Source organism: Escherichia sp. KTE96, from assembly GCF_000408525.1.
GTDB lineage: Bacteria > Pseudomonadota > Gammaproteobacteria > Enterobacterales > Enterobacteriaceae > Escherichia > Escherichia marmotae.
In genome coordinates this window covers 2012659-2028875 of the sequence record NZ_KE137149.1, presented here as the reverse complement: position 1 = coordinate 2028875, position 16217 = coordinate 2012659, and the positions used below count along the sequence as shown (strand labels likewise).

Genomic DNA, 16217 nt, shown 5'->3' with positions numbered 1-16217 from the left:
AGCCCATCAACCCCGCCATTTAGGTTCAAGGTTGATGGGTTTTTTGTTGCCTGAAATTTATCTCCAGCCCTGCCACTCGCTCCACCATCCTCAAAATCTCCTCATGCGATAGCGGCTTACGGTCGGTGACAAAATGCAGACTCATCCCTTCAATAAAAGCATCCAGCGCCCGGGCAGTTTCCGGTTCAAACCATTGTTCAAGCGTTTGCTGACTACGCTGCATCCAGTTTTGCATCACCGTTTTTAATAGCGGTTTTCGGCTGGCCAATGCGTAGAGCTGGTACATCAGTTCCATGTTATCCGGCGTTGCGACCTGCGAGCTGTAGATCATGTCTGTTATGGCCTGGCAGGCGCTGGGGGCGTCATTGACATCATCAAAAAAAGCCTGATATTGCCGCGACATCGTCTGCGTAAAACGGCTAAACGCTTCCAGCAACAACTCATCAATTCCTGAAAAATAGTAGGTCATTGATCCTAACGGCACTCCGGCGAGGGTAGCGATTTTACGGTGCGTAACGGCATGTATCCCGTAAAGTTTCACTGCCTCCAGCGTGGCCTGAATGATTTTTTCTCGCCGTTGGGGATCATTAGCGCGGCGCATATTTTTACCCTCTCTCTGCAATTGTGTACAAATGTACACAACCTTGCTAAGGTTGTCTTCCCTCTTCTTTTTTTGACGTGATCTATGACAGTAAATTCTTCACGTAATGCCTTGAAACGCCGTACCTGGGCGTTGTTTATGTTCTTCTTTTTGCCAGGACTGCTAATGGCTTCCTGGGCCACCCGCACGCCAGCAATTCGGGATATTCTCTCTGTCTCTATCGCTGAAATGGGCGGTGTACTCTTTGGCCTGTCGATAGGTTCGATGAGCGGTATCCTCTGCTCGGCGTGGTTAGTGAAACGCTTTGGGACGCGTAATGTCATTCTGGTCACTATGTCCTGCGCTTTGATCGGGATGATGATATTAAGTCTGGCGCTCTGGCTGACATCCCCCGTCCTCTTTGCCGTTGGTCTTGGTGTCTTTGGAGCCAGTTTTGGTTCCGCTGAAGTGGCGATAAACGTTGAAGGCGCAGCCGTTGAGCGAGAAATGAATAAAACGGTTTTGCCTATGATGCACGGCTTTTATAGCCTGGGCACGCTGGCAGGCGCTGGTGTCGGGATGGCGTTGACAGCCTTTGGTGTTCCGGCAACTGTACATATTTTGTTGGCGGCACTGGCGGGCATCGCACCTATTTATATTGCTATTAAGGCAATCCCTGGCGGTACGGGCAAAAACGCTGCCGATGGCTCGCAGCATGACGAAAAAGGTGTGCCTTTTTACCGTGACATCCAGTTGCTGTTGATTGGTGTCGTAGTACTGGCAATGGCTTTTGCAGAAGGCTCTGCCAACGATTGGTTACCCTTATTAATGGTTGATGGCCACGGTTTTAGTCCAACGTCAGGCTCACTGATTTATGCCGGTTTCACATTGGGGATGACCGTTGGACGCTTCACCGGTGGCTGGTTCATCGACCGTTACAGCCGCGTTGCCGTAGTACGTGCCAGTGCCTTGATGGGTGCGTTGGGTATCGGACTGATTATTTTTGTCGATAGCGCATGGGTCGCTGGGGTGTCTGTTGTGCTTTGGGGATTGGGCGCTTCTCTGGGCTTCCCACTAACCATTTCTGCCGCCAGCGATACCGGCCCCGATGCGCCGACCCGTGTCAGCGTAGTGGCAACGACGGGTTATCTGGCATTCCTCGTCGGGCCGCCACTGCTGGGCTATCTCGGAGAACATTATGGATTACGTAGTGCAATGCTGGTTGTGCTGGCGCTGGTTATTCTTGCGGCTATTGTCGCTAAAGCCGTCGCCAAACCCGATACAAAAACGCAAACTGCGATGGAGAATAGTTGATGGGCATTAAATTAATTGCGGTAGATATGGACGGTACTTTCTTAAGCGATCAAAAAACCTATAACCGTGAGCGGTTTATGGCCCAGTATCAGCAGATGAAAGCACAAGGTATTCGCTTTGTGGTCGCCAGTGGAAATCAATATTATCAGTTAATTTCGTTCTTTCCCGAAATTGCCAATGAAATTGCCTTTGTGGCGGAAAACGGCGGCTGGGTGGTGAACGAAGGCAAAGATGTTTTTAATGGCGAACTGTCGAAGGACGCATTTTCCACTATTGTGGAGCATTTACTGACGCGCCCGGAGGTGGAAATTATTGCCTGTGGAAAAAATAGCGCCTATACCCTGAAAAAGTATGACGCCGAAATGAAGGCCGTGGCGGAGATGTACTATCATCGCCTGGAATATGTCGATAACTTTGACAATATCGACGATATCTTCTTCAAGTTTGGGTTAAATCTCTCTGACGAACTGATTCCGCAAGTGCAAAAAGAGTTACATGATTCTATTGGCGATATTATGGTGCCAGTCCATACCGGCAACGGTAGTATCGATTTGATTATCCCCGGCGTACATAAAGCCAATGGCCTGCGTCAACTCCAGAAATTATGGGGCATAGACGACAGCGAAGTGGTGGTTTTTGGCGATGGCGGTAATGATATTGAGATGCTGCGTCAGGCGGGCTTTAGCTTTGCAATGGAAAATGCTGGCAACGCAGTCGTAGCGGCGGCGAAATACCGTGCAGGCTCCAATAACCATGAAGGCGTACTGGACATTATCGATAAAGTTCTTAAACACGAAGCGCCATTTAATCAATAAAACGGCAGCACGCCCGGCAACACAATGCCTGAATGAAGGATGCATAATCCGCGGAAATTACCCTTCTGGATTATTTCAGGCGAAATGATGATGAAAAAATGTGTACTGCTGGGCGCGTTTCTGTTGAGTTTTACTGGTGTGGCAATGGCGCAAAGTGTCACCGTTGATGTGCCGAGTGGATACAAAGTGGTGGTGGTCCCTGATTCAGTCAGCGTTCCGCAAGCCGTCAGCGTTGCCAGCGTGCCGCAAACCGTATACGTGGCCCCTACGCCAGCTCCGGCTTACCGTGCACATCCATATGTCCGTCACCTTGCCAGCGTAGGCGAAGGGATGGTAATCGAACATCAGATCGACGACCATCACCACTAATCCCTGAATGCCTGATTGTATAAAACAACCAGGCATTTTCTTATCCGTCGTTAGAATTTCCTGTTTGTTTATCTTTTAAAAAGATAAACATCAGCAGCAGCCACAAAACTCCGTTGGCAAGATTAAACAAATTAAACAATCCATTACCGCCATTCAGCCAGGCATGTTTACTGATCTCAATACCTACGGTAAAGATCAGCATTTGCAACATCCCCATCGCCGCCGATACCGTCCCTTTACTCATATCACTGGCGAACAACGTTAAACGCACCAGCCCTGCATTCGCCAGACCAATACCAAAAGCATAAATACTTAACCCGGCGGTCATCCATAAATACGCGTGCGATGAGATGACCGTGGCCGCTGCGGCGACCAGCAGACCAATCATAATCGGCCAGCCCCCCATAATAATCAGCGAACGTACGGTACGGCGCGAGGTCAGACGTGCCAGCAGCAAATTACCCGCAATTAACGCGCCGAAAATGGGCACTTGCAGCAAACCATATTCATAGCTACTCAACTGTTCACCGGTGATGATGATAATCGGTGACTGGGCAATCCACGCCAGTAACGGCAGACTGACAAATCCCAGCGCCAGCGCTCCTGCAACAAAGCGGCTGTTCTTCAGTACCAGCTTATAGTCTCGACCAAGCTCTTTCAGCGACAGTTTCTCGCCAATGCGCGTAGCCGTTTCTGGCATCGCACGTTGCAGACCGAAGAAGGAGATCGCCGCCAATGCAGCAAACAACACAAACATCCCTTCCCAGGGCAACACATGAATCCACGCGGCACCCACCAATGGCCCGAGTAACGGAGCAATCAGCGCCACATTCGCCATCAGCGCGGTGATCTTGATACAAACCGCCTCTTCAAAAGATTCCTGAATCGCGGCGTAACCCACAGCGCCAATGAAACAGAGGCTTATCCCCTGTAGAAAGCGCAACAGCGTGAATTGTTCAATGTTTTGCGCCAGTAATATCGCCAGGCAGGTGATTATGAACCACACCACGCCAGCTAACATTACCGGACGGCGACCAATACGATCCGACAGTGGTCCTAACAGCCACTGTAAAAACATCCCTCCCGCCAGGTAAGCGGTCATCGAAGTAGGAACCCAGTCAATACCCGCCTGGTACTGCTCCACCACGGCGAGCATACCGGGTTGGATCATATCGTTGCCGATATAGGTCGAGAATTCGTAGAGCACCAGACAGAGGGGGAAAAGTAATGCCTGACGCCCAAGTCTGGCACCTGTTGCTAATTTATTTTGCATGCAATTTCTTCGCCAATAATAATCGCGCAAATTTTAATAAAAGCGTGGCAAACGAGAAAGCAAATTTTGTAGCTGAAACCACGGTTAAGCACATTCTTACGTTATTCCGAGTATAGCCCCCCTTTCTTTAAGCTTTATTTAATTTCTTCGCGTTACCATTCTCTGCTGTAAGCCAATCCGGTTGAGGTAAATAAGACGATGCCGCTTTACCCTGTTTAACAAGCGATTTATTCTCATCGACTTGCCTGATGGCTGCCCACTAATCACCTTTTGAGTCTGAAAGTTATGCTGGAAAATCTGAATTATTCATTATTCTCTCTTATTAATGCGACGCCAGACTCATCCGCATGGATGATTTCGTTAGCAATTTTTATTGCCAAAGATTTAATTACCGTGGTGCCATTGTTGGCTACGGTGCTTTGGCTATGGGGATTTACGGCGCAACGACAACTGGTGATAAAAATCGCCATCGCGCTAGCGGTCAGTCTGTTTGTTTCCTGGACGATGGGCCATCTGTTTCCGCATGACCGTCCATTTGTCGAGAATGTCGGCTATAACTTCCTGCATCATGCAGCAGATGACTCTTTCCCGAGCGATCATGGCACGGTGATATTTACCTTTGCGCTGGCATTTTTATGCTGGCATCGTTTGTGGTCAGGAGCAATCCTCATGGTACTGGCGGTAGTTATTGCCTGGTCGCGCGTTTATCTCGGTGTTCACTGGCCGCTGGACATGCTTGGTGGATTGTTGGCGGGAATGATTGGTTGCCTTAGCGCCCAGATTATCTGGCAAGCTGTGGGATCCAGGCTCTACCAGCGGCTGCAATTGTGGTATCGCATCTGTTTCGCCTTACCAATACGTAAAGGCTGGGTGCGTGGCTGATTTCGGATAAAAAGTGTAATATCAGGCGGCTCGCTTCAATAACAATTCAGAGGGATTATGGAAACACGTCGCGAAGAGCGTATCGGGCAATTACTGCAAGAATTAAAACGCAGCGATAAGTTACATCTGAAGGACGCCGCCACCCTGCTCGGGGTTTCAGAGATGACGATTCGCCGCGATTTGAATAACAACAGCGCCCCCGTCGTATTACTCGGCGGTTATATCGTTCTGGAACCGCGCAGTGCCAGCCATTACCTGTTAAGCGATCAAAAATCCCGTCTGGTGGAAGAAAAACGCCGGGCGGCAAAACTGGCTGCGACGCTGGTAGAACCCGATCAGACCCTCTTTTTTGACTGTGGCACTACCACGCCGTGGATTATTGAAGCGATAGATAATGAAATCCCTTTCACCGCCGTTTGTTATTCACTAAATACCTTTCTGGCACTGAAAGAGAAACCCCATTGCCGGGTGTTTCTTTGCGGCGGTGAATTTCATGCCAGTAACGCCATTTTTAAACCCGTCGATTTTCAGTTGACGTTGAATAATTTCTGTCCAGATATCGCTTTTTATTCCGCAGCCGGAGTGCATATCAGTAAAGGTGCTACCTGTTTTAATCTTGAAGAGTTGCCGGTAAAACACTGGGCCATGTCGATGGCGCAAAAGCATGTGCTGGTTGTCGACCACAGTAAGTTTGGCAAGGTACGCCCGGCACGCATGAGTGACCTGAAACGATTTGATATTGTGGTAAGCGATCGTTGCCCGGAAGATGAGTATGTGAAGTACGCACAGACGCAGCATATTAAATTGATGTATTGATGATGCATAACCGGATGACGTTAACGCGTCATCCGGTCATCAGAAGATTAAGAGAACCAGCCGCCGAACCACTGATGGAATTTCATCATTACGAAGTCCCACATCCGACCAAAGAATCCGCCCTCTTCCACATTTTCCATCACGATCAGCGGACGCTGTTCAATCGACTTGCCGTTAAGCTGGAAATCAATAGTGCCGACGACCTGACCTTTTTTCAGCGGTGCGGTAAGCTGCGGTTCCGTTAACGTGTAACTGGCTTTCAGGTTTTTCAGTTGCCCACGAGGGATGGTCACCGATCCCCCTTCACCGGCACCGAGATTCACTTCGCTCTTATCACCAAACCAAACCCGCTGAGTCACAAAGGTGGCATCAGGTTTAATTGGTGTCACGGTTTCAAAGAAGCGGAAACCCCAGGTCAGTAATTTCTCAGACTCATTAAAACGGATACGGTCAGTTTTCGCCCCCAGCACCACAGAGATCAAACGCATATCACCCTGGGTAGCCGAAGCGACCAGATTGTATCCCGCACCTGCCGTGGTTCCGGTCTTCATACCATCAACATTAACGTTACTGCTCCACAACAGGCGATTACGGTTAGGTTGGCGAATTTTGTTAAAGGTAAACTCTTTCTCTTTATGAATGGCATACTCTTCCGGTACATCGTGAATTAACGCTTTACCCAGCAATGCCATATCGCGCGCGGTACTAAACTGCCCCGGTGCATCCAGGCCGTGTACCGTCTGGAAGGTGGTGTTGGTCAGGCCCAGTTTCTTCGCATAACCATTCATCAAACCAATAAATGACTCCTGGCTGCCCGCAACATAATCTGCCAGTGCAATACAGGCATCATTACCGGACTGAATGATCACACCTTTATTCAAATCCGCCACAGAGACCTGATCGCCCGGTTTAAGAAACATGACCGATGAACCGCGCAGCGCTGGATTGCCCGTTGCCCAGGCATCTTTACCGACCGTCACCATATCGGTGAGTTTGATCTTATCGGCCTTAAGCGCCTGCCCAACCACATAGCTGGTCATGATTTTAGTCAGGCTTGCGGGGTCCAGTTTCTCATCCGCATTGCCTTCTGCCAGCACTTTGCCGCTGGCATAATCCATTAAAATCCATGCACGCGCATCCACGCTCGGCGCTTCAACGGTCTGTTCCGCCGCAAATGCCGTTGGGGCAAAAAGGAATAAAAATGCAGAACCCGCTGCAAGACCACGAAGGAAAGAGGAGTATTGCGTCATAAATGCCACCCGAGTATCCATTCAAAAAAAATACGTTATATCGCCGTATGATAAGTTCGGTGATTAATAACGCACACACAAGCTTAAAGAAACCGTAAGTTGGTAAAGTTTTTAAAGTTTATGCAATATCCTGCCGCTTCGCTGCTTCTGGTGTCATTTTTTTACTCACTGTTGCTTAAAAGTTAACTTTACTTCACCATCGGAATCCTGTTCAGCCTGTGGCTGCCTGTATAAAAGGGGTGACTATGATTACGCTGTGGGGTCGGAATAATTCAACCAACGTTAAAAAAGTGTTGCTGACGCTCGAAGAACTGGAACTACCTTATGAGCAAATTTTGGCGGGTCGTGAGTTTGGGGTAAACCATGACGCCGATTTTCTGGCGATGAATCCTAACGGGCTGGTGCCGCTGTTGCGTGACGACGAAAGTAATTTAATTCTTTGGGAATCAAACGCCATTGTCCGCTACCTTGCAGCACAGTACGGGCAAAACCGTTTATGGATCGACTCACCGGCACGCCGCGCAGAAGCCGAAAAGTGGATGGACTGGGCAAACCAGACGCTCAGTAATGCCCATCGAGGGATCCTGATGGGATTGGTCAGAACGCCACCGGAAGAGCGCGATCAGGCCGCCATTGATGCCAATTGCAAGGAATGCGACGCCCTGTTTGCCCTTCTCGATGCAGAGTTGGCAAAAGTGAAATGGTTCTCCGGCGATGCATTTGGTGTGGGCGACATTGCCATCGCGCCGTTTATCTACAATTTGTTTAACGTTGGCCTGACCTGGACACCACGTCCGAATCTGCAACGCTGGTATCAGCAACTCACCGAACGCCCCGCGGTGCGTAAAGTTGTGATGATCCCTGTTAGCTAATTATTGCGTGGGCTAACTTTGAGTAATTCTCCATTGGACTCGTCGGTCAGAACGTATAAATAACCGTCGGGTCCGCTGCGAACATCACGAATTCGCTGCCTCCTGTCCGTTAATATGCGACCATCTTCTGCCACCTTGTTGCCTTTAACGCTCATCACGATGACATTTTTATCTTTCAGCGCGCCAATAAATAATTTTTGCCGCCACTGGGGGAATTTGTCGCTGTTATAGAAGGCCATGCCGCTCACCGCCGGTGAATCCTTCCAGTAAAAAATGGGTTGTTCAGTCCCGGCGACGATTTCCCCTTTCGCTTCCGGTATTTTAAAACCTGAGTAATTCATCCCCCAGGTTGCCAGCGGCCAACCGTAGTTTTTACCTTTTTCCGGGATATTAATTTCATCGCCGCCGCGCGGACCGTGTTCATTCAACCACAGCGTATTACTCCACGGATTCATCGCCATCCCTTGCGGGTTACGAATGCCATAAGACCAGATCCCGGCTCGCACACCAGACCCCTCCACAAAGGGATTATCATCCGGGATCTCGCCCTGGTCGGTCAGGCGCACTAATTTACCCTGCAATTTATCCAGATCCTGCGCCGTCGGGCGCTGATTGTTTTCACCCAGACCAATATACAGATAGCCTTTACCATCGAATACCAGCCGCCCGCCAAAATGATTACCGGTAGAAAGTTTTGGCGTCTGGCGAAAAACGGTGCGGAAGTCCGTCACTTTTGCGAGGTCATCAGTTAAGCGGCCATAACCTACGGCAGTTCCGGCTTTACCATCATCACCGACTTCAGAAAAACTTAACCAGATACGGCGCGACTGGGCAAAATCAGGCGCTAATGCCACATCCAGCAAACCGCCCTGCCCGTGCGCCCAGACTTCCGGCACACCGGCAAGCGGCGCAGATAATCCTTTTCCTGCTTGCCAGTGGCGTAACTCGCCGCCGCGCAGGGTGATTAACATGCCGTGATTATCCGGTAAGAAGGCCAGCGCCCACGGATGGTCGAGTTTATCCTGCAGTACTTCGACATTTACCGTTTCGGGTGCCGCCCAAAGAGCGGAAGGAATACAGAGAAGGGGCACAAGGTAAAAGGATTGTCGATACATAACACCTCCGGATTGACTCTGGCTTAAAGCGTAGTCAGTCAGGGGCGTGACAAATTTATTTTTACATAAACTTAAATATGAAGGGGGAGACGCCTTCTCCCCCTTAGCTTTCAGGCCTGCTCAAGCATGGCGTGCTTCTCCAGGCTCTGGATACTCAGCGTTAAGCTCATCAGACAATTTTCAAGCTTATCGGCGTTGACGGTAATAAAAGTTGGGCAATCATGATACCCACTCATCAAACATACTGCGGCTGTCGCTAATGCTTCTTCAGCATGGTGAAGAGCATTCCACTCTTCCTGATCCAGGTGAAGATTCAACCGCAGCGATTTATCGTGCAGTTCGCGATTCAGTTTAAAAAAGTTATCTCGTAGATGATTGCTTTCGCTGACGGACATGTATCCTTTGGCCTTCCTCAGTCGCACATATGCGGCGAGGTCAACTCGAGCATCGTTCAACCGATTAAGCAGATCGCTTCGCTGTCTGTCAACGAACATACTTCGATCCTCCTCTTTGCAGCCTTAGTGCAATTAAATAGTATGGCTACTTTTTGAACAAAGTGCTGTCAAGGATCAATACTTCACATCTTATTAATAATAATTTACATTATTTCTCTTTCCAGTACCTCGCATCCCCAGGGTGCCAGTTCTAATTCTTGTGAACAAGCCTTGCCTGTTTCCGCCACTCGCCATGCACCAGGAAGCACCACATTTTGTACATGAGCAGTGTAATTTTGTACAAAAACCCATTCCTGATTGCCGTCTGTCCGACGCGTTGCAATAACGCCAACAGGAAGTTCAGTCGCAAGGGCTTTTGGAAGATTAAGTGAGTTGATCAACATCGCAGCAAACGCTTGATGAAATGACGCATCATTACGCGAAGCCACATAGAAAGCACGTCCCTGTCCGACGTGATTTACCGTTAACGCAGGTGTACCTGCATAAAAATCCTCACCATAGCGCGCCAGAACCTGTGCGCCTTCGGCGTGAATAACCGCACATAATTCCCTTGCCTGCCATTTACCTTGCAATCCATAGGCATTCGGCTCGCAGATAACTTCGTTATGCTGATAATCATTAAGGCTATCGATCTCTTCAGCCCACACGCCCATCAGGTCACGCAACGAGCCAGGAAAACCGCCCAGGTGACATAAATCAGTTTCATTGACAATCCCGGACCAGTAAGTGGTGACAAAATTGCCACCAGCTTCGACATAGGCACGGGCACGATCAGCAAATCCATCGCGAACCATATAGAGCATTGGAGCGATAACTAATTGATAACCCGTAAGATCACAATCAGCGTTGATAATATCGACCGCCACCCCCTGCTCCCAGAAAGGTCGGTAATGATCCACTACCGTTTGTTCGTAATGGATACCGCAATTGCGCGGCCCGGCAGCATCATTAACCGCCCAGCGGTTTTCCCAGTCGAAAATAATGGCAACTTTAGCCTGAGTTTTCGTCCCGACCAATTGCTTAAGATGTGCCAGTCGTTGCCCTAGCTGTGTAACTTCGCGCCCGGTACGCGTCTCCAGATGACCGACGTGATCAACCACCGCACCATGAAACTTCTCCACGGCTCCGCGACTCTTACGCCACTGAAAATAGTGCACGCCATCTGCGCCATGAGCGACGGCCTGTAAAGAAGAAAGAATGTTCATTCCCGGCTTTTTCAATTTGCTGGTTGGCTGCCAACTTGTCTGGCTGGGGGTGGATTCCATCAGAATGAACGGTTTATTTTTCAAGGTACGCATCAGATCGTGATACATCGCTGTTTTACAAGCTACGGCGCGTTCATCTTCCTGTTTGTGCCACATGGGATAGCTATCCCAACTTACAAAATCGACAACCTCAGCTAATGACCAGTAGTTGTAATCATTGAAATACCACATAAAATTGGTCGTCGCGGGTAACTCAGGCCGTTCTGCTTTTAGCGGCGCGACTTCCATTTGATAGAATTCTTTTACCTGCGATGTGACAAAGCGTCGCCAGTCAAGATTCAGGCCGTGGTTAGACATCTCACCTAATGGAGAAGGTGACTCAATTTGTGACCAGTCACTGTATGTATGGCTCCAGAAGCCTGTCCACCATGCCTGATTAAGTGCCTCAAGAGTGGTGTAACGAGTCTGCAACCAATGGCGAAACGCCTGTTGGCATCCGTTACAATGACACTCACCGCCATACTCATTACTGATATGCCATCCCAGAACCGCCGGATGATTCGCGTATCGCTGCGCCAGCTTACGGTTAATTTGCGTCACTTTTTCTTTATACACTGGCGAAGAAAGGCAGTGATTATGGCGACCGCCGTGAAGCATTTTCTCGCGTGACGCGCTAACTCTCAGAACCTCTGGATAACGTGCTGCAAGCCAGGCGGGTTTGGCTCCGCTCGGGGTTGCCAGGAAGACAGAGATCCCGCCAGCATGAAGTTTATCCAACACCTCATCCAGCCAGTCAAAGCGATATTCCCCCTCTGTGGGTTCCAGCATTGACCAGCTAAAGATGCCCACCGACATGGTGTTACAACCAGCCTGTTGCATCATGGCAATATCTTTCTCCAGGATCCCAGGGACATGTAACCATTGTTCCGGATTGTAATCGGCACCATGAAGTAACCACGGGGCTGTGGGGATGATCGGTGGATGCTTGTCCATGCTGACTCCTGAATTGTTTTAAACAGACAAAAAATGTTATTCGTTCACAATACTGTCATCTAGTAATTAATTGCTTCGTTATGCAAGAAGTGTCCGGTAGAAATGTGAGCAACTACGCGTTTTTCCATTCAAACAGGCTCCACGGTTTGGCAGACATGCGCTGAAATACGTGAGCGTGATACGTATGACATTCACTGCGGTATACTGTGACAAATCTTTTAGCCGGGGCGAATATGAAAACCAAAGCTGCAACCCTTGCCGATGTTGCTCGTCATGCCAATGTTTCTTATCAGACAGTGTCGCGGGTGCTTAACAATTCAGCGAACGTGTCTGCCAAAACACGTCAAAAAATTGAACAAGCCATTGCCGAACTGAAGTACGTTCCAAATCGCGTAGCTCAACAGTTGGTAGGGAAAGAGAGCAAAACGGTGGGGCTGGTCACCACCTCACTCGCCCTACATGCCCCTTCACAAATTGCGGCGGCGGTAAAAAAATATGCCGGGGAGCAGGGATATCAGGTGCTGATATCGATGATTGATGATGTTGATATTAAAGGTATTCAGGCTGCAGTTAATGACTTAAAAGCACAACGGGTAACAAAGATTATTATCAACGCCCCCCTGGAAACGGCATTGGCTGAAACTCTGGTTGCTGAAAACAGTGATGTATTGTGTCTGTTTCTCGACGTGGACCCTTATAGCCCGGTGTTTAACGTCACCTTTAATCCCGCAGAAGGTGCACGCGCCAGCGTAAAATATCTTTACGACTTGGGGCATCGTCAATTTTGCTTGATCTCTGGCCCTGAAAATTCAGTACCGGCGCGGTTACGACTCAATACCTGGCGCGATACCCTCGCCTCACTCCAACTGACACCGCTGGCCATACATTACGGTAGCTGGGACGCTCAAAGCGGCTATCTGGCGACATTACAGATGCTACGTGAAACGCCACAGGCGACCGCTCTTCTGATCGCGAACGATCAGATGGCGTTGGGTGCGTTAAGCGCCTTACATCAACAAAAACGTAAAATCCCGCAGGATATTTCTGTCATTGGCTATGACGACACCTATGAGAGTGCGTTTTTTGAACCTTCACTGACGACCGTCGCAATCGACTTTGATTTGCAAGGGAAAATTGCCGTTCAACAAATTTTACAGCCGGACGATGCACAAGCTATGCTCCGCTCTTCAACCATCCTTCCCAGCCGTCTGGTCGTGCGTAATTCTGCTGGCCCTCTGCACTCACCACAGGCTGATCTGATGAATATTGCCGAACACCTTCGCACGCTGGCAGATGAGCTAACACGCAAGGCATAAAAGTAATACGTTCTCATAAAGAAGATTTAGTGATCCGTTTCGCTAAATCTTTTTTATTATCAGCAATAAATGTGATGTAAATCTCAAACATTCGTTTAACACATTGCCTAATCATCAATGTCAGGGCCAGAGTAAAAATGAAATTGTTAACGTATGACATTTCCGGAGATGCATACCAAAACAATAACCAGTAAGCACAGCTAATGCCTGTGCCAACGGTAAATGACCCAACGCCAGTGATTGAGGATATGGCTATGTTATTGCCCGGTAAACGTAATTATATTTTGCTCAGTATTTTCGATTTTCTGTACCTCTTCGCCTGGTCGGCAACGATGGCATTTTTTGTCATATGGACGACACAGCATCTGGAAATTACCGCCACACGCACAGGATTACTTTATTCCGTTAATGCTTTCATTGCGTTATTAATGCAGCCGTTCTTCGGTTTCATCTCCGATAAATTTGGTCTTAAGAAACAACTCATCTGGATCCTCGTCGCATTATTGCTTCCCGTAGGCCCATTCTTTATTTATGTGTATGCCCCGCTTCTGGTTCATAACTTCTGGCTGGGCGCTGTTTTGGGTGGCGTTTACCTGGGGATCATTTTTAATTCTGGCTGTGGCGTTCTGGATTCCTGGATAGATAAAGTTTCGCGTCGTTATCATTTTGAATATGGTCGCGTAAGGATGTGGGGCTCTCTGGGATGGGCCGCCGCCGCGTGGATTGTTGGTAAATATATTGATACCAACCCTAATCTCTCTTTCTGGCTGGCAAGCTGCGCCATTGTGATCGCCGCAATCTGCTTTATGTTTACCAAAATCGAACTTACCGAGGCCGAAATTGAAAAAACCAATTCGCTGAAAGCCATCCATGCCCTTGAGCTGGCAAAAAATAGTCAGTTCTGGTTTTTATTGATGTTCACTCTGTTCGTAACACAAATTTATGACACCTACGATCAACAGTTCGCACAGTATTTTTCGCTGCAATTTCCGACACCAGAAGAAGGCAATCGCTGGTACGGAATTCTGGCTTCTGTTCAGGTCTGCGGAGAAACCTTATTTCTCTGCCTGATGCCGTGGTTTGTTAACCGCACTGGTGCAAAATGGGCGTTAGTGATTGCCGGAACCATTATGTCGTTACGCATTGCCGGTTCTGCAATCCAACTGGGACCGGTGTGGATTGCAGCCGTTAAAATGATGCACGCCATCGAAAAACCACTGATCCTGGTGTCTGTGTTTAAATTTATCGCGGCTAACTTTGATCATAAACTCTCTTCAACGGTCTACCTGCTAGTGCTTTTTGTGGCATCCATCGCCACAGCAATCTATTCACCCATTGCAGGCTATCTGTATGACACCATTGGCTTTGCTGAAACCTATCTAATCCTGGGGGCTATTGCCGGTTGCTTCACGCTTATTTCGGTCTTTACGCTGCGGGACAAATCCAGCAGCCAGCCTACGGAGACGCTAACTGAAAATTCTGTAGCATGATCCTCATTTGCGCCCCTTTATTTGGGGCGCTTTCCTCACCGGTTGACCAGATTGCGATACAAATTTTATCCAGAACTCTGTAGAATCCCTGCCCTGACCTTTCCTGTAACTGAATATTTTTTAAGCTATGAGCAAAGTAACTCCCCAGCCGAAAATCGGCTTTGTTTCCCTCGGCTGTCCGAAAAACCTCGTCGATTCAGAGCGCATTCTGACTGAACTGCGCACTGAAGGTTATGATGTAGTACCGAGCTATGACGACGCAGATATGGTGATCGTCAACACCTGCGGCTTTATTGACAGTGCGGTGCAAGAATCACTGGAAGCCATTGGCGAAGCGTTGAATGAAAACGGCAAGGTAATTGTGACCGGTTGTCTGGGGGCGAAAGAAGATCAAATCCGCGAAGTCCATCCAAAAGTGCTGGAAATCACCGGCCCTCATAGCTACGAGCAGGTTCTGGAACACGTTCATCACTACGTGCCAAAACCGAAACACAACCCATTCCTGAGCCTGGTGCCGGAGCAAGGTGTTAAGCTGACACCGCGTCATTATGCTTATCTGAAGATTTCCGAAGGCTGTAACCATCGTTGCACCTTCTGCATTATTCCGTCTATGCGCGGCGATCTGGTGAGCCGCCCGATTGGCGAAGTGTTAAGTGAAGCGAAACGTCTGGTTGATGCGGGTGTTAAAGAGATTCTGGTGATCTCCCAGGATACTTCCGCGTATGGTGTTGATGTAAAACACCGCACTGGCTTCCACAACGGCGAACCGGTAAAAACCAGCATGGTCAGCCTGTGCGAACAGCTATCAAAACTGGGGATCTGGACGCGCCTGCACTACGTTTACCCTTACCCGCATGTGGATGACGTCATCCCGTTGATGGCAGAAGGCAAAATTCTGCCATATCTGGATATTCCGTTACAGCACGCCAGCCCGCGCATTCTCAAACTGATGAAGCGTCCGGGTTCTGTAGATCGCCAACTGGCGCGCATTAAACAGTGGCGCGAAATTTGCCCGGAACTGACACTGCGCTCAACCTTTATTGTCGGCTTCCCTGGCGAGACGGAAGAAGATTTCCAGATGCTGCTCGATTTCCTGAAAGAAGCTCGTCTGGATCGCGTTGGTTGCTTTAAATACAGCCCGGTTGAAGGTGCTGATGCCAATGCCCTGCCTGACCAGGTTCCGGAAGAAGTGAAAGAAGAACGCTGGAACCGCTTCATGCAACTGCAACAGCAGATTTCCGCCGAGCGTCTGCAGGAGAAGGTGGGTCGTGAAATTCTGGTGATCATCGACGAAGTGGACGAAGAAGGCGCGATTGGCCGCAGTATGGCAGATGCACCGGAAATCGACGGCGCGGTTTATCTCAATGGTGAAACCAACGTTAAGCCGGGTGATATTGTGCGTGTGAAAGTCGAACACGCCGATGAGTACGATTTGTGGGGGAGTCGGGTTTAATTAATGTCAGGCCGGGCAA

The 16217-nt window shown here is 49.0% G+C and carries 15 protein-coding genes; 9 read left to right on the top strand and 6 right to left on the bottom strand.

Annotation, left to right across the window (positions count from 1 at the left end):
• Positions 1-25 precede the first annotated feature (25 nt).
• Positions 26-601 (bottom strand): DNA-binding transcriptional regulator RcdA, encoded by a 576-nt coding sequence (gene rcdA / locus A1WG_RS05145; RefSeq protein WP_001516071.1) that lies wholly within the window; start codon positions 599-601, stop codon positions 26-28.
• A gap of 84 nt (positions 602-685) precedes the next feature.
• Between rcdA and A1WG_RS05150 the strand changes: the two genes are divergently transcribed.
• The 3 genes from A1WG_RS05150 to ybjH all read left to right on the top strand — a co-directional run bounded on the left by A1WG_RS05150 (position 686) and on the right by ybjH (position 3078).
• Positions 686-1894: an MFS transporter gene (locus tag A1WG_RS05150; protein WP_010379705.1), complete on the top strand. Its 1209-nt coding sequence runs from the start codon at positions 686-688 to the stop codon at positions 1892-1894.
• Positions 1894-2709 carry a Cof-type HAD-IIB family hydrolase gene (locus A1WG_RS05155; RefSeq protein WP_001516070.1) on the top strand — a complete coding sequence of 272 codons (816 nt, stop codon included), beginning with the start codon at positions 1894-1896 and terminating at the stop codon, positions 2707-2709. The genes A1WG_RS05150 and A1WG_RS05155 overlap by 1 nt, the downstream gene beginning before the upstream one ends.
• An 84-nt stretch (positions 2710-2793) precedes the next feature.
• Positions 2794-3078 (top strand): protein YbjH, encoded by a 285-nt coding sequence (gene ybjH / locus A1WG_RS05160; RefSeq protein WP_010379680.1) that lies wholly within the window; start codon positions 2794-2796, stop codon positions 3076-3078.
• A gap of 40 nt (positions 3079-3118) precedes the next feature.
• On the opposite strand, the gene mdfA is transcribed toward ybjH, so the two are convergent.
• Positions 3119-4351 carry a multidrug efflux MFS transporter MdfA gene (mdfA, locus tag A1WG_RS05165; RefSeq protein ID WP_001516067.1) on the bottom strand — a complete coding sequence of 411 codons (1233 nt, stop codon included), beginning with the start codon at positions 4349-4351 and terminating at the stop codon, positions 3119-3121.
• 285 nt (positions 4352-4636) lie between these two features.
• On the opposite strand from mdfA, the gene ybjG reads away from it, so the two are divergent.
• Together ybjG and deoR are read left to right on the top strand one after the other, a co-directional pair.
• Positions 4637-5233, top strand: a complete 597-nt coding sequence (ybjG, locus tag A1WG_RS05170; RefSeq protein WP_000892326.1) for an undecaprenyl-diphosphate phosphatase — start codon at positions 4637-4639, stop codon at positions 5231-5233.
• A 57-nt stretch (positions 5234-5290) separates the two neighbouring features.
• On the top strand, positions 5291-6049 hold the full coding sequence (gene deoR / locus A1WG_RS05175; protein WP_000450142.1) for a DNA-binding transcriptional repressor DeoR: 759 nt from the start codon (positions 5291-5293) through the stop codon (positions 6047-6049).
• Positions 6050-6096: 47 nt separating this feature from the next.
• Here the strand turns inward: deoR and dacC are convergent, their stop codons facing one another.
• The gene (gene dacC, locus A1WG_RS05180; protein ID WP_001516066.1) at positions 6097-7299 is read right to left on the bottom strand and encodes a serine-type D-Ala-D-Ala carboxypeptidase; all 1203 of its coding nucleotides are present in this window, start codon (positions 7297-7299) and stop codon (positions 6097-6099) included.
• Positions 7300-7544: 245 nt separating this feature from the next.
• Between dacC and gstB the strand changes: the two genes are divergently transcribed.
• Positions 7545-8171, top strand: coding sequence for a glutathione S-transferase GstB (gene gstB / locus A1WG_RS05185; RefSeq protein WP_001516065.1), 627 nt, complete (start codon positions 7545-7547; stop codon positions 8169-8171).
• On the opposite strand, the gene A1WG_RS05190 is transcribed toward gstB, so the two are convergent.
• From A1WG_RS05190 to A1WG_RS05200, 3 genes are all read right to left on the bottom strand, one after another.
• Positions 8168-9286, bottom strand: a complete 1119-nt coding sequence (locus A1WG_RS05190; RefSeq protein ID WP_001516064.1) for a PQQ-dependent sugar dehydrogenase — start codon at positions 9284-9286, stop codon at positions 8168-8170. The two genes, gstB and A1WG_RS05190, sit on opposite strands and share 4 nt — an antisense overlap.
• Positions 9287-9396: 110 nt before the next feature.
• Positions 9397-9780, bottom strand: a complete 384-nt coding sequence (gene bssR, locus A1WG_RS05195; RefSeq protein WP_000497146.1) for a biofilm formation regulator BssR — start codon at positions 9778-9780, stop codon at positions 9397-9399.
• A gap of 104 nt (positions 9781-9884) precedes the next feature.
• Positions 9885-11939: a beta-galactosidase gene (locus tag A1WG_RS05200; RefSeq protein WP_001516063.1), complete on the bottom strand. Its 2055-nt coding sequence runs from the start codon at positions 11937-11939 to the stop codon at positions 9885-9887.
• Positions 11940-12172: 233 nt separating this feature from the next.
• On the opposite strand from A1WG_RS05200, the gene A1WG_RS05205 reads away from it, so the two are divergent.
• From A1WG_RS05205 to rimO, 3 genes are all read left to right on the top strand, one after another.
• The gene (locus tag A1WG_RS05205) at positions 12173-13255 is read left to right on the top strand and encodes a LacI family DNA-binding transcriptional regulator (RefSeq protein ID WP_000849774.1); all 1083 of its coding nucleotides are present in this window, start codon (positions 12173-12175) and stop codon (positions 13253-13255) included.
• Between the two features lie 254 nt (positions 13256-13509).
• On the top strand, positions 13510-14745 hold the full coding sequence (locus A1WG_RS05210; RefSeq protein WP_001516062.1) for an oligosaccharide MFS transporter: 1236 nt from the start codon (positions 13510-13512) through the stop codon (positions 14743-14745).
• Positions 14746-14872: 127 nt separating this feature from the next.
• Positions 14873-16198, top strand: a complete 1326-nt coding sequence (gene rimO / locus A1WG_RS05215) for a 30S ribosomal protein S12 methylthiotransferase RimO (RefSeq protein ID WP_000049369.1) — start codon at positions 14873-14875, stop codon at positions 16196-16198.
• Positions 16199-16217: the final 19 nt, after the last annotated feature.